The sequence below is a fragment of the Microlunatus speluncae genome, assembly GCF_009299835.1.
GTDB classification, from domain to species: domain Bacteria; phylum Actinomycetota; class Actinomycetes; order Propionibacteriales; family Propionibacteriaceae; genus Microlunatus; species Microlunatus speluncae.
The window spans coordinates 625,933-647,216 of sequence record NZ_VKCZ01000020.1; the positions used below are offsets into that span (position 1 = coordinate 625,933).

At 69.5% G+C, this 21,284-nt stretch carries 20 protein-coding genes; 10 read left to right on the plus strand and 10 right to left on the minus strand.

Translation table 11 applies throughout. The features are described 5' to 3' along the window. Positions 1-16 precede the first annotated feature (16 nt). Genes FNH24_RS28375 through FNH24_RS28395 form a run of 5 tightly spaced genes read left to right on the plus strand, consistent with a single transcriptional unit; the run spans position 17 to position 4,579 of the window. On the plus strand, positions 17-1,003 hold the full coding sequence (locus tag FNH24_RS28375) for an ABC transporter permease (protein ID WP_152365578.1): 987 nt from the start codon (positions 17-19) through the stop codon (positions 1,001-1,003). A 12-nt stretch (positions 1,004-1,015) separates the two neighbouring features. Continuing rightward, positions 1,016-1,900: an ABC transporter permease gene (locus FNH24_RS28380; RefSeq protein WP_152365579.1), complete on the plus strand. Its 885-nt coding sequence runs from the start codon at positions 1,016-1,018 to the stop codon at positions 1,898-1,900. Next, positions 1,897-2,865 carry an ABC transporter ATP-binding protein gene (locus FNH24_RS28385; RefSeq protein ID WP_152365580.1) on the plus strand — a complete coding sequence of 323 codons (969 nt, stop codon included), beginning with the start codon at positions 1,897-1,899 and terminating at the stop codon, positions 2,863-2,865. The genes FNH24_RS28380 and FNH24_RS28385 overlap by 4 nt, the downstream gene beginning before the upstream one ends. Then, positions 2,862-3,713 (plus strand): ABC transporter ATP-binding protein, encoded by an 852-nt coding sequence (locus tag FNH24_RS28390; RefSeq protein ID WP_152365581.1) that lies wholly within the window; start codon positions 2,862-2,864, stop codon positions 3,711-3,713. Before FNH24_RS28385 ends, FNH24_RS28390 begins: the two co-directional genes overlap by 4 nt. A gap of 20 nt (positions 3,714-3,733) precedes the next feature. Further along, entirely contained in the window at positions 3,734-4,579 is an 846-nt protein-coding gene (locus FNH24_RS28395; RefSeq protein WP_152365582.1) for a LacI family DNA-binding transcriptional regulator, read from the plus strand. Positions 4,580-4,590: 11 nt separating this feature from the next. Here FNH24_RS28395 and FNH24_RS28400 read toward each other — a convergent pair whose 3' ends face one another. The 3 genes from FNH24_RS28400 to FNH24_RS28410 all read right to left on the minus strand — a co-directional run bounded on the left by FNH24_RS28400 (position 4,591) and on the right by FNH24_RS28410 (position 6,914). Then, positions 4,591-5,286 (minus strand): DUF899 domain-containing protein, encoded by a 696-nt coding sequence (locus FNH24_RS28400; protein WP_152365583.1) that lies wholly within the window; start codon positions 5,284-5,286, stop codon positions 4,591-4,593. Positions 5,287-5,372: 86 nt separating this feature from the next. Beyond that, on the minus strand, positions 5,373-5,918 hold the full coding sequence (locus FNH24_RS28405; protein WP_152365584.1) for a GNAT family N-acetyltransferase: 546 nt from the start codon (positions 5,916-5,918) through the stop codon (positions 5,373-5,375). Between the two features lie 39 nt (positions 5,919-5,957). After that, positions 5,958-6,914: a hypothetical protein gene (locus FNH24_RS28410; RefSeq protein WP_152365585.1), complete on the minus strand. Its 957-nt coding sequence runs from the start codon at positions 6,912-6,914 to the stop codon at positions 5,958-5,960. Between the two features lie 151 nt (positions 6,915-7,065). Between FNH24_RS28410 and FNH24_RS28415 the strand changes: the two genes are divergently transcribed. Beyond that, positions 7,066-8,001 (plus strand): aminoglycoside phosphotransferase family protein, encoded by a 936-nt coding sequence (locus FNH24_RS28415; RefSeq protein WP_152365586.1) that lies wholly within the window; start codon positions 7,066-7,068, stop codon positions 7,999-8,001. Here the strand turns inward: FNH24_RS28415 and FNH24_RS28420 are convergent, their stop codons facing one another. The 6 genes from FNH24_RS28420 to FNH24_RS31625 all read right to left on the minus strand — a co-directional run bounded on the left by FNH24_RS28420 (position 8,002) and on the right by FNH24_RS31625 (position 15,793). Further along, on the minus strand, positions 8,002-10,062 hold the full coding sequence (locus FNH24_RS28420) for a GMC oxidoreductase (protein ID WP_217428582.1): 2,061 nt from the start codon (positions 10,060-10,062) through the stop codon (positions 8,002-8,004). Between the two features lie 292 nt (positions 10,063-10,354). Further along, positions 10,355-11,911, minus strand: a complete 1,557-nt coding sequence (locus FNH24_RS28425) for a sensor histidine kinase (protein WP_152365846.1) — start codon at positions 11,909-11,911, stop codon at positions 10,355-10,357. Positions 11,912-11,978: 67 nt separating this feature from the next. Beyond that, positions 11,979-12,713 carry a response regulator transcription factor gene (locus FNH24_RS28430; RefSeq protein WP_152365587.1) on the minus strand — a complete coding sequence of 245 codons (735 nt, stop codon included), beginning with the start codon at positions 12,711-12,713 and terminating at the stop codon, positions 11,979-11,981. Between the two features lie 106 nt (positions 12,714-12,819). Continuing rightward, positions 12,820-14,976, minus strand: a complete 2,157-nt coding sequence (locus tag FNH24_RS28435; RefSeq protein WP_152365588.1) for a hypothetical protein — start codon at positions 14,974-14,976, stop codon at positions 12,820-12,822. Between the two features lie 62 nt (positions 14,977-15,038). Beyond that, complete coding sequence (locus FNH24_RS28440; protein WP_152365589.1) at positions 15,039-15,551, minus strand: DoxX family protein; 513 nt, start codon at positions 15,549-15,551, stop codon at positions 15,039-15,041. An 89-nt stretch (positions 15,552-15,640) separates the two neighbouring features. After that, entirely contained in the window at positions 15,641-15,793 is a 153-nt protein-coding gene (locus FNH24_RS31625) for a hypothetical protein (RefSeq protein WP_161606360.1), read from the minus strand. Between FNH24_RS31625 and FNH24_RS28445 the strand changes: the two genes are divergently transcribed. Then, positions 15,792-16,436 (plus strand): LysE family translocator, encoded by a 645-nt coding sequence (locus FNH24_RS28445; protein WP_152365590.1) that lies wholly within the window; start codon positions 15,792-15,794, stop codon positions 16,434-16,436. The genes FNH24_RS31625 and FNH24_RS28445 overlap by 2 nt on opposite strands. A gap of 12 nt (positions 16,437-16,448) precedes the next feature. On the opposite strand, the gene FNH24_RS28450 is transcribed toward FNH24_RS28445, so the two are convergent. Next, on the minus strand, positions 16,449-17,210 hold the full coding sequence (locus FNH24_RS28450; RefSeq protein ID WP_152365591.1) for a DUF1345 domain-containing protein: 762 nt from the start codon (positions 17,208-17,210) through the stop codon (positions 16,449-16,451). A 208-nt stretch (positions 17,211-17,418) separates the two neighbouring features. Here FNH24_RS28450 and dnaK point away from each other — a divergent pair, with 208 nt between their 5' ends. The 3 genes from dnaK (at position 17,419) to dnaJ (ending at position 21,282) form a co-directional block, all read left to right on the plus strand. Next, a complete protein-coding gene (dnaK, locus tag FNH24_RS28455; RefSeq protein WP_152365592.1) occupies positions 17,419-19,317 on the plus strand; it encodes a molecular chaperone DnaK in 1,899 nt (632 codons plus the stop codon). Then, complete coding sequence (gene grpE / locus FNH24_RS28460) at positions 19,314-20,048, plus strand: nucleotide exchange factor GrpE (protein ID WP_152365593.1); 735 nt, start codon at positions 19,314-19,316, stop codon at positions 20,046-20,048. The genes dnaK and grpE overlap by 4 nt, the downstream gene beginning before the upstream one ends. A 70-nt stretch (positions 20,049-20,118) precedes the next feature. Then, positions 20,119-21,282: a molecular chaperone DnaJ gene (dnaJ, locus tag FNH24_RS28465; protein ID WP_152365594.1), complete on the plus strand. Its 1,164-nt coding sequence runs from the start codon at positions 20,119-20,121 to the stop codon at positions 21,280-21,282. The last annotated feature ends 2 nt before the right edge of the window (positions 21,283-21,284 follow it).

Here is a 21,284-nt window from a genome sequence, read left to right on the forward strand (position 1 = left end):
ACGAGGAACCGCCTCCGTGTATGTGATCAGAAAGCTGGGGTTCTATCTGGTGGCCGCCTGGGCGGCGGTCACCCTGAACTTCCTGATTCCGCGGGCCCTGCCGGGCAGCCCCGTGGACGCCATGCTGGCCAAGCTGGCGCTCCGCGGGCCGGTCAGCCCGGAGACCCGGAAGTCGATCGAGCTGATGTTGGGGGCCGACACCCAGCAGTCGCTGGCGCAGCAGTACGTGGACTATCTGTCCGGGCTGTTCCGCGGTGATCTCGGGGTGAGTGTGACCTTCTTCCCGGAGCAGGTCGCGCCGGTGATCGCCAACTCGCTGCCCTGGACGTTGTGGCTGGTCGGCCTGTCCACCGTGATCACGTTCGTGCTCGGCGTCGGCATCGGCATGTTCGCCGGCTGGAAGCGCGGCACCTGGCTGGACGCCCTGATCCCGTCCACCACGGTGCTGCAGTCGATCCCGTACTTCTGGCTGGCGCTGGTCTTCGTCTACATCTTCGCGGTCAACCTCGGCTGGTTCCCGATCAGCGGCGGCTACGACGTCAACCTGGTCCGGCCGGCGTTCGACCTGCCGTTCATCGCCAACGCCACCTACTACGGCATCCTGCCGGCGCTGACCATCGTGTTGTCGTCGATCGGCGGCTGGCTGCTGGGCATGCGCAACATGATGGTCTCGACGCTGAGCGAGGATTACGTGCTGACCGCGGAGGCCAAGGGTCTGTCGCCGACCCGGACCATGATCACCTACGCCGCCCGCAACGCGGTGCTGCCGAGCCTCAGCGGCTTCGCCATCTCGCTCGGCTTCGTGGTCTCCGGCTCGATCGTGGTGGAGACCGTGTTCAGCTATCCGGGGATCGGGTTCACCATGCTGCAAGCCGTGCAGAACAACGACTACGCGCTGATGCAGGGCCTGTTCCTGGTGATCACGCTGTCCGTGCTCGGTGCCAACCTGCTGGTCGACCTGATGTACGGCTTCATCGATCCCCGCACCCGGTCCGGACACTGAGAGGAGGCGGGCATGATCAAGAGTTACCTCAATCGCAAGTCGGTCGTCGGCCTCGCCGTGGTGGTGGCGATCTTCCTGTTCGGGATCGTCGGGCCGTTCCTGGTCCAGGACCCGCTGGCGATCAACAACATCGGGATGGCGCCGCCGAGTGCCGATCACCTGCTCGGCACCACCCAGACCGGGCAGGACGTGTTCGCCCAGCTGGCCTACGCCACCCGCGGGTCGTTGATCATCGGGGTGCTGGTCGGGGCGATGGCGCTGTTCCTCGCCTTCCTGTTCGGCGTGCTCGGCGGCTACGCCGGCGGCTGGCTGGACGAGGCCTTCTCGCTGTTCACCAACGTGGTGCTGATCCTGCCCGGGCTGCCGCTGATGATCGTGATCGGCTCGTACGTGCCGCAGAAGGGGATCCTGTTGATCTCGGTCGTGCTGGCGATCACCTCCTGGGCCGCGAACGCGCGGGTGCTCCGGGCGCAGACCCTGTCGCTGCGCAGCCGCGACTACGTGCTCGCCGCCCGGGTGGCCGGGGAGAACCCGGTCCGGGTGATCGCGGTGGAGATCCTGCCCAACCTGTTGCCGGTGATGTCGTCCGGCTTCGTCTTCGCGATGATCTGGGCGATCCTCGGCGAGGCCGGACTGGCGTTCATCGGGCTCGGCGTGGTCGGCACCCAGACCTGGGGGTCGATGCTGGCGTACGCGCAGAACGGGCAGGCGTTGACCCTCGGCGGCTGGTGGTGGTTCGCCCCGCCGGGCGCCATGATCGCACTGCTCGGGATGGGCCTGGCCCTGATCAACTTCGCCATCGACGAGGTGATCAATCCGCGGCTGCGGACCCAGCACCTGCATCTGAAGAAGAAGCCGGCCCGACCAGGCCGACGCGCGGCGGAGGTGGCGGCATGACCGCCGTCCCGGCCGGTGGCCGCCGGGCCGCCCCGACGGCCGAGCCGACCGCGGACCCCACGGCGGACCGGGAGGTCACCGCGGTCGAGGCCTCGCTCGATCTCGGCCGCCCGGTGATCGGCGATCCGGTGCTGACAGTGCGGGACCTGACCATCGACTATCTGGTGGCCGAGCCGGTGCACGCGGTGAAGGCGGCGACGTTCGAGTTGCGCCAGGGCGAGATCCTCGGCCTGGCCGGCGAATCCGGCTGCGGCAAGACGACGCTGGCGTACGGCCTGAACCAGCTGCACCGGCCACCGGCGGCGATCACCGCCGGCTCGGTGATCTTCCACGACGCCGACTCCGGCCGGGACATCGACGTGCTCGCGCTGGCGGGGAAGGAGCTGCGGAGCTTCCGCTGGTCCAAGGTGTCGATGGTCTTCCAGGGGGCGATGAACTCGCTCAACCCGGTGATCAGCGTCCGGGCCCAGCTGACCGACGTGATCGCCACCCATCGGCCGGAGCTGGGCCGGGAGGATCGGCTGCGCCGGGCCGAGGAACTGCTGGAGCTGGTCGGGGTCGACCCGCGGCGGATCACCTCCTTCGCCCACGAGCTGTCCGGCGGGATGCGGCAACGGGTGATGATCGCGATGGCCCTCGCCCTCGACCCGCAGCTGATGATCATGGACGAGCCGACCACCGCGCTGGACGTCGTGGTGCAACGGGAGATCCTGCAGGAGATCCTCCGGCTGCGGCAGGAGCTCGGCTTCGCGGTGGTCTTCATCACCCACGATCTGCCGCTGCTGTTGGAGATCTCGGACCGGATCGCGGTGATGCGCGGAGGTGAGATCGTCGAGCTGGCGACCGCCGAGGACCTCTACTTCGAACCGCGACACGACTACACCCGGACGCTGTTGTCGTCGTTCCCGTCGCTGACGGGCGAGACCGGCGACTTCGTCCGGGCCGGCTATCAGGAGCGATCATGAGCGCAACGCTGGCCGTCCGCGAACTGTGCAAGGATTTCCGGCTGCGCAGCGGGCTGCGGGTCAGCACCCTGGCCGCGGTCCGCGACGTCTCCTTCGAGCTGATCTCCGGCCGGACCGTCGCCCTGGTCGGGCAGTCCGGGTCGGGCAAGTCGACCGTGGCCCGGATGATCACCCAGCTGGAGCGTCCGACCTCGGGTCAGCTGCTGCTCGACGGACGACCGGTCGGTCGGCGCGGGGCGGCACTGCGGCGCTACCGGGCCGAGGTCCAGCTGGTCTTCCAGGACCCGTTCGCCTCGCTGAATCCGTTCCACACGATCGGCCACCACCTGGAGCGGCCGCTGCGGATCAGCGGCCGGGCCACCGGCCGGGCGGCCCTGCGCGCCGCCGCCGTCGAACTGTTGGAACGGGTCAACCTCACACCGCCGGAGCAGTATCTCGACCGGCGACCGCACGAGCTCAGCGGCGGCCAGCGGCAGCGAGTCGCGATCGCGCGGGCGCTGGCGCCCGGGCCGTCGGTGCTGGTGGCCGACGAGCCGGTGTCGATGCTCGACGTGTCGATCCGGCTCGGCGTGCTCAACCTGCTGGCCCGGCTGCAGCGGGAGGAGGGCCTGGCGCTGCTCTACATCACCCACGACCTGGCCACCGCGCGGCATTTCTCCGACGAGATCCTGGTGATGTTTCAGGGCCGGGTGGTCGAGCGCGGCGCCGCCGACGAGGTGATCCTCAATCCGCAAGCCGACTTCACCCGGGCGCTGCGCAACGCCTCGCCGGAGCCGGCGATGAGCCGTCGCTTCCTCGACGAGGCCCGCCGCCGCGGCGTACCGATGCCCGACCATGTCCGCGGGTGAGGAGCAAACGGGATACAACTGTGGTTGTGCCGACCTTCGGGATGACCGTGCAGCGCAACGGCTGGACGCCGCGCAGCGAACACTTCTACAACCGGCTCGAGTCCGGGCTGGAGGAGGAGTTGATCCGGCACGGCCACACGGTGATCGTCAAGATCGTCGCCGACCGGGACGAGGAACGGGCCACCTTGGTCCGCTGGGCCGAGGACGGCTCGGTCGATGCCGTGGTCTGCAAGGACATCACGGTCGACGAGGACCTGGAGCAGGAGCTGCAGTCGCTCGGTCTCCACTACGCGGTGCTCGGTGACTCGAACCAGCCGCTCGGCCCGAACGCGGTGACCGTGGACAATGCCGGCGCGTTGCGCGAGGTGCTTGATCACCTCCGGGCGGCCGGCCACCGGCAGATCGACTGGCTCAGCGGGCCGCAGGCCCAGTGGCAGACCCACACCCGGCTCGGGGTCTTCGACTCCTATGTCGCCGACGGCCGGATCGAGGGCCGGGTCAGCGCGGCCGAGTACGACGAGGAGCGGTGCCGGGAGCTGGTCGCCGCCGCGATGATCCGGGACCGGCCGCCGACCGCCTTCGTCCTGGACGGCGGCCATCTCGCCAGCGTCGCCGTCGAGGTGTTGCGCAAGCTCGGCTTCTCGGTCCCGGCCGACGTGTCCCTGGTCTCCTGGGACGACTCCCTGGCCTGCCAGCGCGCCGTCCCGCCCGTCTCCGCCCTTGATCATCATGTCGAGGAGCTCGGCCGCGGCGTGGCCCGCTGCCTGATGGACGCCGTCGCCGGTCGCCCCCGCCGCGAAGCCGGCCCCCGCCCCGACCTCGTCGTCCGCGCCTCGACCGGATCAGTCGCCGTCCCCCGAGCCTGACGGACGGTTCCTCAGCCCTCCCGGCCGTCGACCTCGTACCGGTCGTGCAGGCGCATCCACTCGTACGGCGGATCCTGCGGCCGGCCGGGCGGCGTGTTCTCCCACGACTCCTGACGGCCGAACGGCGTCAGGTCGAGCAGGTCGAAGACGACCATGAACGGCTCCTCGCTGCGGGCGTAGCCGATCCAGGTGTGGAAGATCCGGGCACCGTCGCGCAGGAAGACGCTCATGCCCTGTCGTTCCTCGCCGTCGACGGTGACCCCGAAATCCTCGTTGAAGGTCGTGCGGCCGGATGAAACCCAGGGATAGGACCAACCCATCCGTTTCGCGAACCCGGTCAGCCGGTCCACCGGGGCCCGGGAAACCATGGCGAAGGAGGTGCGCCGGGCGTGCAGGTGGGACAGTGGGCCGATGTGATCGGCCATCATCGAGCAGCCGTCGCAGCCCGCGTCCCAGTCCGCCCCGTACATAAAGTGCTGCAGGAACAGTTGCCGCCGCCCGTCGAACAGATCGAGCAGCGTGACCGGCCCGTCGGGACCGTCGAACGTGTAGTCGGCGGTGATCTCGACCATCGGCAGCCGTCGTCGCTGCGCGCTCACCGTGTCCTTCAACCGCATCAGCGCCTTCTCCTGCAGCAACAGGGTGTCGCGCGCCTGCTGCCATTCCTCCCTGGACACGATCGGCGGGAGCCCGGACTGATCATTCATGGCCGGATCATCGCAGGCGCGGGTGACAGAGTTGGCCTGGGCTGCCGAGGTGGAGCACGAACTGCGCGATCGTCCCCTGCGACGGCTCAGGACAATGATTTGATCAAGAGCTCGAACTGCAGGTCGTCCCGGCGCGGGATGCCGAACCGTTCGTCGCCGTACGGGAACGGCGACAACTCACCGGTCCGGCGGTAGCCGCGCCGCTGGTACCAACCGATCAGGTCGTCCCGGGCGGTGATCACCGTCAGCTGCATGGTGCCGACGGCCCAGCTCTCGACCGCGATCCGCTCTGCCTGCTCGAGCACCGTCCGCCCGAGCCCACCGCCCTGCTGGCCCGGATCGACCGCAAACATGCCGAAGTACGCGGCATCACCGCGGTGCTCCAGTTGGCAGCAGGCGACGATCAGTCCGCCACGCTCCGCGATGATCATCCGGCCGGCCGGGGAGTTGATCACCGCCCGCACACCCTCGGGATCGGTCCGCTGCCCGTCCAGCAGATCAGCCTCCGTGGTCCAACCGGCCCGACTGGCCTCGCCGCGATAGGCAGACTGGATCAGCGCGACCAGCCGGTCCACATCGGCACCGGTCGCGTCGCGGAAGCTCAACCCCGTGCCGACGGAGACGTCATCCATCCGAACTCCTCCGGTCCAAGCAGTCGAGTCTGGCCGAGCTCACCTCGGGCACCAGTCCTTCGCCGGCCCGCAGTCGTTGCCCTGCACGGCGATGATCTTGCCGGCCGCGTCGACCCAGACCCGCTGCTTCGGTGCGTCGACCCCGATGCCGTACGACAGCGTCGGTTCGCCGCCGCCGGGCGGCCGCATGATCCGCCAGTCCCAGGCCTGGCCGTCGAGCTTGGCCTTGGCCGGGATCGAGTCGAGCAGGTCGAGGGCCAGGGTCGGATCGACCGTCGTCGGATCGAAGATCGACTTGCTCGGAAACAGGGCGTCGGTGACCGAGGCCTGCGGCGCGGTCGTCGGATAGCGGATCACCCGCATCCCCTTCTCGGACCCGGCGACGTTGAGATCGACATGGACGAAGTCATTGAATCCGCCGACGCTCTCGGCCTGGTTGCCGTAGCTCGCGACGATCTCCTCGATCGCCCGGACGACATCGGCGGGGACATCGTCACTGAGCTCGGCGACCCGGGCGGAGCCGTCGAGCAACAGCCCGCCGGACTGCTCGGCGCCGGAGGCCCAGAGCTGGAGCCGCCCGACCTCGTCGACCCGGAAGGTGAGCCCGTCCTCCGGTGGTCGCAGCAGTTTCTCCCACTGCGGCAGCCGGTCCAGGTGAAGGTCGGCCAGCGGGACCGACGTCGGTGGATCAACCTCGGGATCGAGCTCCTCCGGCGAGTGCGGCTCCTCCCAGCCGGTCTTCTCACTGAAGTACTGGTACCCCCGGACCACCCCGTCGGAGGTCAACAGGTCGACCGCCAGTGCGCCCTGCTGGATCCACAGGCGGCGGAAGTGATCACGTCCGGTGGCGGCGATCAGCTTGTCGAGGCGGTCGACGACCCAGTCCGTGCTGGGCAGGATTCCCTGCGGCTGAAGGAATCCGGGCACGCATCCCGCAGCCAGCAGTCCGGTCCCGAGGATCGCGGTGCCGAGCAGGGAACGTCGCGTCAAGCTCACCCGGCGACTGTAGCGGTCGCGGTGGCACCGGGCGCGGGACCCCGAGCCGGGTCACGGCGCCGCGTCAAAACCGAGGAGCGCGCCGGCGAAGCTTCGGGGAGGATGGCCTCGATCCGATTGCCCCCGACCGATGAGAGAAGGCGTACCGAGCATGAACCCCACTGTGGCCCGTGACGAGGTGCCCGACCTCGGCCCGGTCCCGACCCGTATTCCGGTCGACGAACGCCTGGTGCGCGAGTTGATCATGACCCAGTTCCCGCAGTGGTCGGAGCTGCCGATCCGCCGGGTGGCCGAGGAAGGGTGGGACAACCGGACCTTTCATCTCGGCCCGGAGTTGATGGTCCGGGTGCCGAGTGCGTACGAATACGGGCTGGCGGTGGAGAAGGAGCAGCGCTGGCTGCCGGTGCTGGCGCCGCAACTGCCGCTGCCGATCCCCGAGCCGGTCGCGCTGGGGGAGCCCGGCGCCGGCTATCCGTACCACTGGTCGGTGTATCGCTGGTTGCCGGGTGACCCGGTGAGCCGCGACGCGATCACCGACCTGACCGGGTTCGCGACGGCGTTGGCCGACTTCCTGCTGGCGCTGCGGGCGATCGATGCCACCGACGCACCCGGACCCGGCCTGCACAACTGGTTTCGGGGTGGCACCCTGCTGACCTTCGCGGCGCAGCTGGAGGAGAACCTGATCACGCTGGCCGGCTTGATCAACACCGAGGTCGTCACCGAGATCTGGCGGCTCGCGCTGGAGTCACCCTGGGACGGCGTCCCGCTCTGGTTCCACGGTGACGTGGCGTCCGGAAACCTGCTGCTGCGCGACGGGTCATTGGGGGCGGTGATCGACTTCGGCACCTGCGGCGCCGCCGATCCGGCCTGCGACCTGACCATCGCCTGGACGCTGCTGACCGGGGAGAGCCGGGCCGCGTTCCGTGATCGCTTGGCCGTGGACGAGGCGAGTTGGGCCCGTGGGCGGGGTTGGGCGCTGTGGAAGGCCCTGTCCGGCTATGCGGGGGCGGTCCGTGATGATCAAGCCGAGCCGATCGAGTCCCGCAGCGTCCTGGAGGAGATCGTCGCCGATCACCTCGCCCGATGATCAACGCACGACGTCGTGGGCGATCCGGAGCGAGTTGGCCAAGATCGTCAGCACCGGATTGACCCCGCCGTTGGTGACGTGGGTGGAGCCGTCGACCAGCCGGACGTTGTCGTGGCCCCAGACCCGGCCGACCGGGTCGGTGACCGAGGTCCGGGGATTACTGCCCATCCGGCAACTGCCGGCCTGATGCTGGCCGCCACTCGGCCCGCTCGGCCGGCCGCCGCGTGGCGCGATCACCCGGCTCGCGCCACTGGCGGTCAGCCACTCCGCCGCCCGTTCGGTGAGGAAGTCGCGGCCGCGGACGTCCTCGGCGTGCAGCGTCCCGCTGAGCCGAGCCACCCGGCTGCCGTACCGGTCGGTCACCGTCGGGTCGAGCCGGATCCGGGAGTCGGCGGTGGTGAGCTCCTGATACGGCCCGACCACGCGCAGGATCCGGCGCAGCCAGTGCCGCATGCCATCGCTCGTCGCGCGCCCCTGCGGCGGGATGACGCCCATGCCGACCAGATAGTCGTACGTGCTCGCCGGGGTCGGCACGAACTCCTCGGCGATCATGCCGCCGCCGATGATCCCGTCGTTGCCGTGCCGGAAGTCGCAGCTGGCGATCGCCGGGCCGGGCCCGACCAGGTCGTTGATCTCGTCGTCGAACAGCCCGAGCGCGCCGCCGTACGGGTGACCCTGCAGTTGCCGACCGACCTGATCGTGATCATTGCCGAGGCCCGCCGGTTCGTGATCATGGGCCGAGTTGAGCAGCAGCCGGGCGGTCTCGATCGCCCCGGCGCCGAGCAGGAACTCCGCCGCGGCCACCTCGCCGTGCCAGAGCCCGCCGCTCGGATGATCACCGACCAGGGCCACGGCGATCACCCGTCCGGTCGGGTCGGTGATCAGCCGCTGCACCGTCGTGCCGAGCAGGACCGAACAGTTGCCGGTCGCCACCGCCGCCGGGATCGCGGTGTTGTGGGTGCCGCCCTTGGCCTCCACCGGGCAGGCGAAGCCGACACACTGGGAGCAACGCCGACAGCCCGGCCGGCCGCCGTGATCTTGTGAGTTGATCAACAGCGGCACCGGCACCGTCGACCAGCCGAGCCGCTCGGCGCCGGCCGCGAGCCGGTCGCCCGGCCGGTTGCCGGCAATCGGGGGCATCGGATACTCCCGGCTGCGCGGGCCCGCCCACGGGTCACCGCCGCTCGCCCCACTGACGCCGAACCGCCACTCGGCCTCGCTGTAGAACGGCTCCAGGTCGGCATAGCTGATCGGCCAGTCGGCCAGAGCGCTGCCGTCCGGGATCCCGTAACGGCTGGCCATCCGGAAGTCGTCCGGCGCGAACCGCCAGGCCTGCGCCCCGTAGACCCGGGTGCCGCCGCCGAGCGTGTGCGCGTTGCCGCCCCACCCCGAGTCGCTGGGCCCGACCTCGGTGACCGTGCCGCCGATCTCGAGCGTCCGCGGCCAGCCGCCGCCACGCAGATCGGTCAACCGGTCCAGCCCGAAATTGACCCGTGGGTTGCGCAGATGATCACGGCTCAGCTCGGCCACCGGCGGCGCCGTGCCCGCCTCGATGATCAATACCGACCGACCGGACTCCGCCAGCACCTGCGCCGTCGCCCCGCCACCCGCCCCGCCGCCGACAACCACCGCGTCGTAGCGCGGCCGAAGCTGCGCCGGCGTGATCCAGCCCTCCTGCCCGTACGAGATCGTCGGCAACGGATCGGGCCAACCGTCCGCCGCCGCGGCCGACCAGCCGACCTGGGACCAGGCGTGCGGCGTGCTGTAATAGTGAGCGTTGATCAGCCGGGCCAGCCAGGGATAGCGCGGATCCTGCTCGGCCAGGCGCTCCAGCACCGCCAGGCGTTGATCATGATCGAGCGCGATGAACCCGCGACCGTGCTCTGCGTTGGCCAGACCATCGGCCTGGTCCAGGACGGCCTCGACCTCCGGCCCGAGCTCGGCGCGCTCGTTCCGTTCGACCTCCTGGAGGAAGCCGACGACATCCCAGGGTCCGGGATCGTCAGTCCCGATGATCGTCTCGGCAACAGCGGTGAGCAGTCCGGCCCGATCGTTGATCATCCCCCTATCCTCTCCCGCCCCCTGGCCGCCGCGTCGCCGGGAGTGCCGGATTCGGGACGGAATCCCGGGCGTTCGGACCGCGGCCGGCCGCGGCGCAGAGGATCGGGGAAGATCGAGCCGGGTGTACCCGGCTGCGGATTCCCCAATGAGGCCGGTAGCACTACGGCTGAGCAGAGGTAGGGGGTTCGGAGCCGTTGGGAGGTCTGGATCGGCCCAGCCTTCGGTGCTCCGGATGGCTACTGGGCGGCCTCCTGCGTCCGCGCGCTTCGAACTCCGAACGGTGGACTCTCCTTCAGGGCGAGTTGGGTGCCCCCAGGTGTGGGGTGGGCCGGACCGGCAGCGTGATCGTGAATTCGGTGTGGCCGGGCTCGCTGGACACCGAGACGGAGCCGTCGTGGGCCTCGACCACGGCGGCGACGATGGCGAGGCCGAGGCCGGTGCTGCCACCCTGGGCGGCGCCGGCGGTACGGGCGCGGCTGACCTCGGCCCGGGTGAAGCGCTCGAAGACGTGGTCGCGGATATCGGGCGGGATGCCGGGGCCGTTGTCGCGGACGGAGATCATGAGTTGATCGTGTCCCGGGGTCAGCCGGGTCTGCACCACGGTGCCGGCGGGGGTGTGGGTGCGGGCGTTGGCGAGCAGATTGACCAGGACCTGGTGCACTCGGTGCTGATCGAGCATCGCCTCGACCGGCTCGGGCGGCAGGTCGAGCTCCCAGCGGTGATCGGGGCCGGCGGCCCGGGCGTCGCTGACCGCGTTGATCACCAGCTCGGACAGGTCGGTCAGCCGAAGATCGAGTTCCGGCCGGTCATCCAGCCGGGCCAACAGCAGCAGATCTTCGACCAGCACCGACATCCGGCCGGCCTCGGCGTCGATCCGGTCCAACGCGTGGGCGGTGTCCGGCACGAGTTGATCACGGTCCCGGCGGGTCAGTTCGGCGTAGCCGCGGATGGCGGCCAACGGATTGCGCAACTCGTGCGAGGCATCGGCCACGAACCGCCGGACCTTGGTCTCGCTCGCCTGCCGGGCGGTCAGCGCGGCGTCGACGTTGGCCAGCAGGTGATTCAGGGCCTGGCCGACTCGGCCGACCTCCGACACCGGGTCGGCATCGGCCGCCGGCACCCGGACCCCGACCGCGACCTCGCCGCGATCCAGGCGAAGCGCCGACACCTGTTGGGCGACCGCGGCGACCCGGTTCAGGGGTCGCAGGCTGCGGGTGATCAACGGCCGCGCGACCACCCCCGCCCCGACCGTCGCCAAGATCACCAGGATCCCTTCCACGATGATCAAGTTGGCCAGGGTGCGATCCACCGCGCCGGCCGGGATGCCGGTGACCAGGGTGAACTGCCCGCCGGGCAACAGCGAAATCTCCTGCGCGATGATCCGATAGCTGCCGAGCCCCGGCAGCACCACCGACCGCGGCTGCCGGTCGGCGGCGACCTCGGTCAGTGCCGCCGCCGCGGCGGACGGGAGCTTGCGTCCCCGCTGATCGGTGAGCAGCTTGCTGTCGGCGTACTTTCCGTCGTCGTGCAACAGCACATAGAAGGTGCCGTCCGGCTGTCCGCCCGGGGTCAGGAGCAGGCTTTCCGGGCCGGGCTTGAGCATCCCGGCGACATCCTGGAGTTGGCCGTCCAGGGTCTGCAGCAGGAGTTGGCGCGTGGCCAGCGCGGTGATCATCGCGAGGGCGATGGCGACGCCGGCCACCAGGGCGACGACCCGCAGCACCAGCCGACGGCCGAGAGTTCCCTGGGCCGCGCCGAACACACCCGTCGGGACCGGCGGCGGTTGGGGTCGTTTGGGTGGCCCGGCAGCGGCCCGACCGGGATCAGTCGGCGCGACTTCGCCGGACATGATCATCACCACCCATCGACCCGAGGACCATGATCAGTTGCGGACGACGGCAGCGTACCGACAGCACTCAGGCCGCGGGCCGCAGCACATAGCCGGCGCCGCGCATGGTGTGGATCATCGGCGTCCGGTTGGCGTCGATCTTCTTGCGCAGATAGGAGATGTAGAGCTCGACCACGTTGGCCTGACCGCCGAAGTCGTAATTCCAGACCCGGTCCAGGATCTGTGCCTTGCTCAGCACCCGGCGCGGATTGCGCATCAGATACCGCAACAGCTCGAACTCGGTCGCCGTCAGATGGATCTCCTCACCGGCCCGGGTCACCTCGTGGCTGTCCTCGTCCAGCGAAAGATCACCGACCACCAGCAGCGAATCGTTCCGCGACTGGGCCGCGCCGGAACGGCGGAGCAGCCCGCGCAGCCGGGCGATCACCTCTTCCAAGCTGAACGGCTTGGTGACGTAGTCGTCGCCGCCGGCGGTCAGCCCGCTGATCCGATCGGCCACCGCGTCCTTGGCGGTCAGGAAGATCACCGGCACGTCCGGCAGTTCGGTACGGATCCGGCGCATCACCTCGAGCCCGTCGAAGTCGGGCAACATGATGTCGAGCACGATCGCGTCCGGCCTGGTCTCCCGGGCCACCCGGACCGCCTCCGACCCGGACGCGGCGGTCGCTACCTGCCAGCCCTCGTACCGCATCGCCATCGAGAGCAGCTCGGTCAGGCTGGGTTCGTCGTCGACGGCGAGGATGCGGATCGGCGATCCGTCCGCGTGGACCAGGGACTCCCGGCCCGTTTCGGTTGCTGCCATGCAGTCAGCGTGACACGCACAGCCGCGACTCAGCTATGCCAAACCTGTGGGAAACCTGTGCATCCCCCAGCCGAGTTGTCAGAACTGAGTTGTGTCCTGGCACAACTCAGTTCTGACAAGTCGGGAGGGGGTTGTGGATAACGGCGTAGACGGTGATGCCGGAGAGGTCGAGCTGGTACGAGGTCGCGGCCGTGGACTGGTCGGTCGGTACGGATGGGTCGGTTGGTACGGATCTGTCGGTCGGGACGGATCGGTCGGTCGGCACAGGGCGGCCGGTGGTCCCCAGCTCCGGACTGAACATGTGCGGCTCGGTCCAGCCGTCGACCCCGTGCAGGGTGACGGTGATGGCGTCGACCGGGTTGTCGGAGGCGAGGTGTTCGAGCACCGGCCGTTCCCCCCGCTCCAGCGCGGTGGGATGCGGGACGCCGCGCAGCCGCAGGTTCAGCACGTGCAGCGCGAGTCCCTGCGGATGCCGCCGCAGCCGGACGGCCCAGCCCGAGTCGGCCGGCGTCACGGTGACGGTCGGCGCGAGCAGGCCGAGGTCGAGCAGCTCCCGGACCGGGTCGTGGGCCGGCGCGGCCTCAGCGGCGATGTCCAGCGACGGCTCACCCCGCCCGTCCCGGCCCGGCCCCGGGTCGCCCGGCCTGGGATCGGGCGGGGTCGGATCGGGCGGGGTCGGATCGGCGAGGACGTGCAGCCCGGGTCGCGCCGCGGCCAGCCATTCGTCCAGCAGAGCCTGTTCGCGCGGTGTGCCGTCGGCCTGATGCGTCCCGTACGGTCCGCTGACCCAGACCCGCCCGCCGCCGGCCAGGTGGGCGGTGATCGCGGCGTGCAGCCGATCGGATACGCAGGCCGCGCCGTCCAGAATGATCGGCGTCGGATCGGCCGCCCCGTCCTCGAGCTCCGCCGGTCGGATCAGCCGATAGCCGACCTGATGCCGGACCAGCGCCGCGGTCCAGTCCCGGATCCGGTCCCACTCCTCGCGACCCTGGTCGTCCCGCCAGCCGGCGGTCCGCGCGTAGGTGTCGTTGAGCAGCCGGACGTCGACGACTTCGGTCGCCGGCAGCGGATCCAGCGGGCTGACCGCGAGGCCCCAGCGGTTGATCGGGCCCATGATCTCGGCCTCGCCGAGGGCGTCCGGAGGAGCGAGTTCGAGCCGTCCCGGGATGGTGCTGGACCAGGTCGAGGTGCCCCAGAACCGGGCCAGGGCCCAGCCGAGCAGGCCGCCGTCGTGCCCGAAGGTGTACGTCAGCGCGAGCACCGGCACCCCGCCCCGCTGCCGGCCCAGGTCGCGCTGCTGCACCGCCTCGGCCTCGAGCCGGAGCCAGGAGGCGCCGTCCAGACCGAGTCCGACGTTCTCCAGCATCAGCAGGTCGACGTGCGGCAGCAGTCGTTCGAGGTTGAGGGCGCGGCCGCCCAGATCCATCGGGCCGGTGCTGGCGCAGCAGGTCATCAGCGGCCGGTCGCCCAGCACCTCCTTGATCATTGCGAGGTGATCGACCATGGTCTGCTCCCGCATCGCGATCCACGCCTGGAACCGCCGGTCGGCGTAGTTGCCCCACCGATAGGGATGGCGGCTGGTGTCGCCCCAGAACGAATGATCATCCAGCGGCGGCAGCCGCAGTCCGAAGTCTCGGAGGTAGCGCTCCCGGCAGTAACGGCAGCCGCACGAGGCGACCCCGCCGTAGTCGGCCATGTCGTCGACCTCGAGCCCGTCGACGTCCACCTCGGCGAGCAGCCGGGTCAGATATTCCCGATGCATGGCGAGGAAGCCGGGATGGTTGGAGCAGAACTGCTCGGTGTCGTACGGGGTCGCGTACGCGGCGCTGCCGTCCCGGACGTCGACGGTACGAAGATCATCGAACCGGTGCCCGGCGTACTCCTGCAGCGGCGCTGCGACCGCGTCGGGATAGAGCAGCACGTGGTGCCGGTTGCTGCGGTGCAGGTGTTCCCGGCCCTCGGCGCCGCGCGGCCGGGCGACGATGTTGCAGCTGTAGTGATCGAAGAAGCGGATGCCGACCCGGTGCAGTTCGTCGGCGACGTCACCGAGATAGCCGTGCAGGGCGCCGAACATCGTGGAGAAGTCGAAGCGGGTGTGGCAGCCGTAGTTGATCGCCAGGTCGACGCCGGCCGCGGCCAGCGAATCGGCCCGCCGCCGGATGTCGTCCCGGACCGAACGGTTGGGCCACTGCAGCTCGTTGATCGTGGTCCACCAGGAGACCGCTCGCCGCGGATACCACGTCTGCCAGTCGATCGAGGTCATCGGTGAATCATCCATGATCATGAAATCCGGTCCGACCCCGGCCGGTGATCATGGATTCCGGATTACGGCCCGGAATACGGTCCGGGTGCCGTGGTGGGGGTGTCGTCGTAACCCTGATCCTGCTCCGGTTCGTCGACCTTCTCCCGCCGGAACAGGCGGTCGATCGAGGCCCGGCCGGCGCCGAAGACGAGGAAGATCAACGCCAGCAGGCCGACGACGATGCTGTTCATCATCTTCTCGGTGACGGCGAACTCGGGCACGTTGGCGGTCAGGAACTGGTAGCCGTACCAGTTGGTGTAACAGATGATCAACACCTGCTGCACCAGCACCGCCGCGGCGATCAACGGGGTCAGTGCGCCGACGATCAGGAACAGCCCGCCGACCAACTCGAGGATGATCGTGACCCAGACGATAACCTGCGGATACGGGGTGCTGAACTGGGCCAGATAGTCGATCTGGCTCTGCGGCCCGACCACCTGCCAGCGTCGCCAACCGTGCACGATCAAGATCGCGCCCAGCCCGATCCGGGAGATCAACAAGACGATGTCGCGCAGCACCTGCAAGGTCTTCGCCATGACGTCAGCTCCGTTTCGCCGAACCTCTCTGGACCGACCCTATCGGCCGCCGACCTCGGCCGGACAGACCTGGCGTACCGGCGCGGCTCTCACCAGCTGAAGCGCTCCGGATGCTGCTGGGCCTCCGCCCGGATCTTGGCGAGTTCGCCGGCGAAGACGGTCGCATGCCCGGCCGGGACCGGGCCACCGATCGGCGATTGGCTCTGGAGCCGGCCGCGGTCCGCGTCTTGACTGGGACGCATGATCTCCCTCGCCGCGGTGGCCGGCGTCGCCGCGATCGCGCTCGGCCTGGTGCTCACGCCCGGGCCGAACATGATCTATCTCGTCTCCCGCAGCATCACCCAGGGCCGCCGGGCCGGCCTGGTCTCGCTGGGCGGGGTGGCGCTCGGCTTCGCCGTTTATCTCGCGGCGGCGACCCTGGGTCTGACCGCGATCTTCGTCGTCGTGCCCGAGCTCTATCTGGCGCTCAAACTGGCCGGAGCCGGCTATCTGGCCTACCTCGCCTGGAAGACACTGCGGCCGGGCGGCGGCTCGGTCTTCCAGCCGCAGGCGCTGCCGCCGGACTCGCCGCGCAAGCTGTTCCTGATGGGTCTGGTGACCAATCTGCTCAACCCCAAGATCGCGATCATGTATCTGGCGCTGATCCCGCAGTTCATCGACGTCGCGGCCGGCCGGGTGTGGCTGCAGAGCCTCACCCTAGGCGCGATCCAGATCGCGATCGCGATCACCGTCAACGGGCTGATCGTGCTCGCCGCCGGCGCCATCGCCGGGTTCCTCGGCCGGCGGCCGACCTGGCTGAAGGTGCAGCGCTACCTGATGGGTACGGTGCTCGGCCTGCTCGCGATCAAGCTCGCCACCGACAAGGCCCGGCCGATCACCCCGTGACCGCCGCCGGGGTCAGCTCGTCGCCGAGAGCAGCAGGGAGACCAGCAGGGCGATGATCACGGTGTTGAAGACGAACGCGACCACGCTGTGCGTCGACACCACCCGGCGCATCCGGCGTTTTCCGATGGTGACGTCGGAGGTCGAGAACGTGGTCGTCACCTGGATCGCCAGATAGAGATAGTCGACGAACTCGGGCGGTCCCTCCTCTTCGGCGTTCGGGAAGTCGAGGCCGCCGAAGTTGCTGTTCTCCCGGGCATAGTGGACGGCATAGACGACGATGATCAAGGTCCAGGACGCGGCGACGACGAGGAACGCCAGCGCGATCACCGCCGGCACGCCACGCAGCTCGGGTAGGGTCGCCGAGATGATCACCGCGCCGACCGCGACCACGCAGAAGCCGACCGCCGCGGCCGGGCCGCCGCTGCCGGACATCAGCTCGTGCAGCCGGCGCCGCTGTCGTCCCGCGTTGTCCTCGCGCAACCAGCCGGCCAGGGTCCGGCCGTCAGGCGGCCGCAGCGTGCGCAGGGTCAGGCCGAGATAGATGACGCAATAGATCGTCCAGGCGCAGAAGTAGATCAGAACGAAGTAGTCGCGGCGCAGCAGCACTTCGGCCGGGATCGCCTCGGTCAGCGTCCCGATCGCCGCGAACGCGACGGCGCCGACCATGACCAGGACGGCCATCGCGGTGGTGCTGATCCAGGTCCGCCGGACGTCGTCGACCATCCGGGGCGCCGGCGGGCTGTCCGGCGAGGCGTCGGCATCGGGCGGTGGCATCGGGCAACTCCCAGGTCCGGTACGGGCTCCGGCGAGAGCGTACCCAACCGGCCCGGGGAACGGATCCGGCGCGAGGGTTGAGTCTCCTCCGCTCAAGACATTTGTGTCGGAGACCACGTCGATGCATAGTTGAGTCCGATCGACTCAACAACTAAGTTGAGCGGCGAAGACTCAAGCATCGCAAGCGGTTCACACGGAGGAATCAACCATGGCTCGTGCAGTCGGTATCGACCTCGGGACGACCAACTCGGTTGTCGCGGTTCTCGAAGGTGGCGAACCCACCGTCATCCCCAACGCCGAGGGCTCGCGGACGACGCCGTCGGTCGTGGCCTTCGCGAAGGGCGGTGAGGTGCTGGTCGGTGAGGTCGCCAAGCGCCAGGCCGTGACCAACGTCGACCGCACCATCCGCTCGGTCAAGCGCCACATGGGCACCGACTGGAGCGAGAAGATCGACGACAAGAACTACAAGCCGCAGCAGATCAGCGCCTTCGTGCTGCAGAAGCTGAAGCGCGACGCCGAGGCCTACCTGGGCGAGCAGGTCACCAACGCGGTGATCACCGTCCCGGCCTACTTCTCCGACGCGGAGCGGCAGGCGACGAAGGAGGCCGGCGAGATCGCCGGGCTGACCGTCGACCGGATCATCAACGAGCCGACCGCCGCCGCGCTGGCGTACGGCCTGGACAAGGGCGACACCGAGCAGACCATCCTGGTCTTCGACCTCGGCGGCGGCACGTTCGACGTGTCCCTGCTGGAGATCGGCGACGGCGTCTTCGAGGTGAAGGCGACCAAGGGCGACAACCGGCTCGGTGGCGACGACTGGGACAGCCGGGTCGTCGACTGGCTGGTGAAGCAGTTCAAGAACAAGAACGGGACCGACCTGTCCCAGGACAAGATCGCCCGGCAGCGGCTGCAGGAAGCCGCGGAGAAGGCCAAGATCGAGTTGTCCTCGGCCAGCGAGACGCAGATCAACCTGCCGTACATCACGCTCGGCGAGTCCGGTCCGCTGCACCTGGAGGAGAAGCTGACCCGGGCCGAGTTCCAGCGGCTGACCCAGGATCTGCTCGACCGCTGCCGCTCGCCGTTCAACGCGGTGATCGAGGACGCCAACTTCTCGGTCGGCAAGATCGATCACGTGATCCTGGTCGGCGGTTCGACCCGGATGCCGGCCGTCGTCGACCTGGTCAAGGAGCTGACCGGCGGCAAGGAGCCCAACAAGGGCGTCAACCCGGACGAGGTCGTGGCTCTCGGCGCCAGCCTGCAGGCCGGCGTGCTGAAGGGCGAGGTCAAGGACGTCCTGCTGCTCGACGTCACCCCGCTGAGCCTCGGCATCGAGACCAAGGGCGGCGTGATGACCAAGATCATCGAGCGCAACACCACGATCCCGACCAAGCGGTCCGAGGTCTTCACCACCGCGGACGACAACCAGCCGTCGGTGATGATCCAGGTCTATCAGGGCGAGCGGGACTTCGCCCGGGACAACAAGTCGCTCGGCAACTTCGAGCTGACCGGTCTGCCCCCGGCCCCGCGCGGAGTGCCGCAGGTCGAGGTCGCCTTCGACATCGACGCCAACGGCATCGTGCACGTCCACGCCAAGGATCTGGCCACCGGCAAGGAGCAGTCGATGACTGTCACCGGCGGCTCGGCGCTGGGCAAGGACGAGATCAACAACATGGTCAAGGAGGCCGAGTCACACGCGGAGGAGGACCGGAAGCGCCGCGAGGCGGTCGAGCTCCGGAACGAGGCCGACGCGCTGGTCTTCCGGACCGAGAAGTTGATCAGTGAGAACGCCGACAAGATCGACGACGAGGTGAAGAAGCCGGTCGAGGAGGCCATCGCCGAGACGAAGACCGCGCTCGAGGGCGAGGACAACGACAAGGTGAAGGCCGCCGTCGACAAGCTGAACCAGACCAGCGCCGCGCTGGGTGAGGCCATGTACAAGGCGGCCCAGGCTTCTCAGCAGTCCGAGGGGGCCGCGGCCGGTGCCGACGGTGCCGAGGGCGCGGCTGCTAGTGATCAGAGCGGCAGCAGCAACGGCAGCGATGACGACGTTGTCGACGCCGAGATCGTCGACGAGGACAAGCCGAGCGACGCGAGTGATGCCAAGTGACTGATCCCGATCGCCGCGCAGAGCAGGGCGAAGAGGAGCCGCAGGGCCCGGTGATCCGGGACAAGCGTCGGATCGATCCGGACACCTTCCAGGTACGGGAGCAGCAGCAGACCGCGGCTCCCGCCGCCCCGGCCGCCACCGCGGCGGCCGGGGAGCCCGATGCCGGTTCGGAGCCGGCGGAGGAGTCACCGCAGAATGGTGAGGTGGCAAACCTGAAGGCGTCCCTGGCCGAACGCACGGCCGACCTGCAGCGGCTGCAAGCCGAATACATCAACTACAAGCGCCGGGTGGAGCGGGATCGCGAGCTGGTCCGCGCGGTCGCGGTCGAGAATGTCTTCCGCGATCTGCTCGGGGTGCTGGACGACATCAAGTCGGCCCGCGAGCACGAGGAGCTGACCGGCGGCTTCAAGGCGGTCGCCGAGGAGCTGGCCCGGGTGGCCGGGAAGTACGGCGTCGAGGCGTTCGGCAGCAAGGGCGACGCGTTCGACCCGCACATCCACGAAGCGCTGATGCACGTCCCGGCGCAGCCGGACTCGCCGGCGAGCGACGGGCCGAGCTGTGTCGAGATCCTGCAGCCGGGTTACAAGATCGGCGACCGGGTGCTCCGCCCGGCCCGGGTGGCGGTGGCCGATCCGCCGGAGTCGTCCGCTCCGGTGGCCGCGGCGGCCGAGCCCGAGACCGTACTGGATGATGATCAACAGTCAGCTGATGATCAACAGCCGGGTGCATGATCAACCGGGCGGTTGATCACGTCGCCGATCGCCGGATGATCTTGAACAGGGTGAGCGAAGGAGGGCGTCCGTGAGCACGAAGGACTGGCTCGAGAAGGACTATTACAAGGTCCTGGGCGTTTCCTCCGACGCCAAGCCGGAGGAGATCAAGAAGGCGTACCGCAAGCTGGCCCGGGAGAACCATCCCGACGCCAACCCCGGCAACGCGGAGGCCGAGCAGCGGTTCAAGCAGGTCTCCGAGGCCAACGACGTGTTGGCCGACACGGCCAAGCGCAAGGAGTACGACGACGCCCGCCGGCTGTTCGGCGGCGGGGGTTTCCGGTTCCCGCGCGGCGGCCAGAGCGGCGGGCCGTCGGTCGACGATCTGTTCCGCAATGCCTCCGGCGACGGCGGCATCGGCGATCTCTTCGGCGGCCTGTTCAACAACGCCAACCGCTCCCGCACCACGACCACCCGCGGCCCGCGCCGCGGCAGTGACGTCGAGGGCGAGGTGACGATCGACTTCAACGACTCGATCGACGGCGTCACGGTCGGCATGCAGATGGTGTCCGACGCGGCCTGCGCCGGCTGCCGGGGCACCGGCGCCAAGGCCGGGACGGTGCCGCGGGTCTGCCCGACCTGTGAGGGCAGCGGGATGCAGACGTCGACCTCCGGCGGCGTCTTCGCCGTCACCGAGCCGTGCCGCGACTGTCGCGGTCGCGGCATGGTGGTCGACGATCCCTGCCCGGTCTGCCACGGCTCCGGCCGGGGCAAGTCGACGAAGTCGATGCAGGTCCGGATCCCGGCCGGCGTCACCGACGGGCAACGGATCCGGCTGAAGGGTCGCGGCGGTGCCGGCGAGAACGGCGGTGCCGCGGGCGACCTCTACGTCGTCGTCCACGTCCGGCAGCATCCGATCTTCGGGCGTCTCGGGGACAACCTGACCCTGACCGCACCGGTCACGTTCCCCGAGGCGGCGCTGGGGGCCGAGATCGAGGTGCCGACGCTTGGTGCCGCTCCGGTCCGACTCAAGATCCCGGCCGGTACGCCGAACGGGCGCACCTTCCGGGTCCGCGGCCGCGGCTCGACCAAGCGGGACGGCTCCAGGGGCGACCTGCTGGTCACCGTCGAGGTGGTGGTCCCGGACCAGCTCGACGACGCGGCCCGGCAGGCCTTGGAGACGTACGCCAACGCCCTCGGCCCGTCCAATCCCCGGGCCCAGCTGCTGGCCGAGGCCGCGGGGACCGGACGGTGATC

Bases quoted from the DNA above. Each gene is read 5' to 3' on its own strand.
- FNH24_RS28415 (WP_152365586.1), top strand. From the start codon at position 7,066: ATGAACCCCACTGTGGCCCGTGACGAGGTGCCCGACCTCGGCCCGGTC.
- FNH24_RS28385 (WP_152365580.1), top strand. From the start codon at position 1,897: ATGACCGCCGTCCCGGCCGGTGGCCGCCGGGCCGCCCCGACGGCCGAG.
- FNH24_RS28390 (WP_152365581.1), top strand. From the start codon at position 2,862: ATGAGCGCAACGCTGGCCGTCCGCGAACTGTGCAAGGATTTCCGGCTG.
- FNH24_RS28445 (WP_152365590.1), top strand. From the start codon at position 15,792: ATGATCTCCCTCGCCGCGGTGGCCGGCGTCGCCGCGATCGCGCTCGGC.
- dnaK (WP_152365592.1), top strand. From the start codon at position 17,419: ATGGCTCGTGCAGTCGGTATCGACCTCGGGACGACCAACTCGGTTGTC.
- FNH24_RS28440 (WP_152365589.1), bottom strand. From the start codon at position 15,551: ATGGCGAAGACCTTGCAGGTGCTGCGCGACATCGTCTTGTTGATCTCC.
- FNH24_RS28380 (WP_152365579.1), top strand. From the start codon at position 1,016: ATGATCAAGAGTTACCTCAATCGCAAGTCGGTCGTCGGCCTCGCCGTG.
- FNH24_RS28430 (WP_152365587.1), bottom strand. From the start codon at position 12,713: ATGGCAGCAACCGAAACGGGCCGGGAGTCCCTGGTCCACGCGGACGGA.
- FNH24_RS28400 (WP_152365583.1), bottom strand. From the start codon at position 5,286: ATGAATGATCAGTCCGGGCTCCCGCCGATCGTGTCCAGGGAGGAATGG.
- FNH24_RS28450 (WP_152365591.1), bottom strand. From the start codon at position 17,210: ATGCCACCGCCCGATGCCGACGCCTCGCCGGACAGCCCGCCGGCGCCC.
- FNH24_RS28420 (WP_217428582.1), bottom strand. From the start codon at position 10,062: ATGATCAACGATCGGGCCGGACTGCTCACCGCTGTTGCCGAGACGATC.
- FNH24_RS28425 (WP_152365846.1), bottom strand. From the start codon at position 11,911: ATGTCCGGCGAAGTCGCGCCGACTGATCCCGGTCGGGCCGCTGCCGGG.
- FNH24_RS28405 (WP_152365584.1), bottom strand. From the start codon at position 5,918: ATGGATGACGTCTCCGTCGGCACGGGGTTGAGCTTCCGCGACGCGACC.
- FNH24_RS31625 (WP_161606360.1), bottom strand. From the start codon at position 15,793: ATGCGTCCCAGTCAAGACGCGGACCGCGGCCGGCTCCAGAGCCAATCG.
- FNH24_RS28435 (WP_152365588.1), bottom strand. From the start codon at position 14,976: ATGACCTCGATCGACTGGCAGACGTGGTATCCGCGGCGAGCGGTCTCC.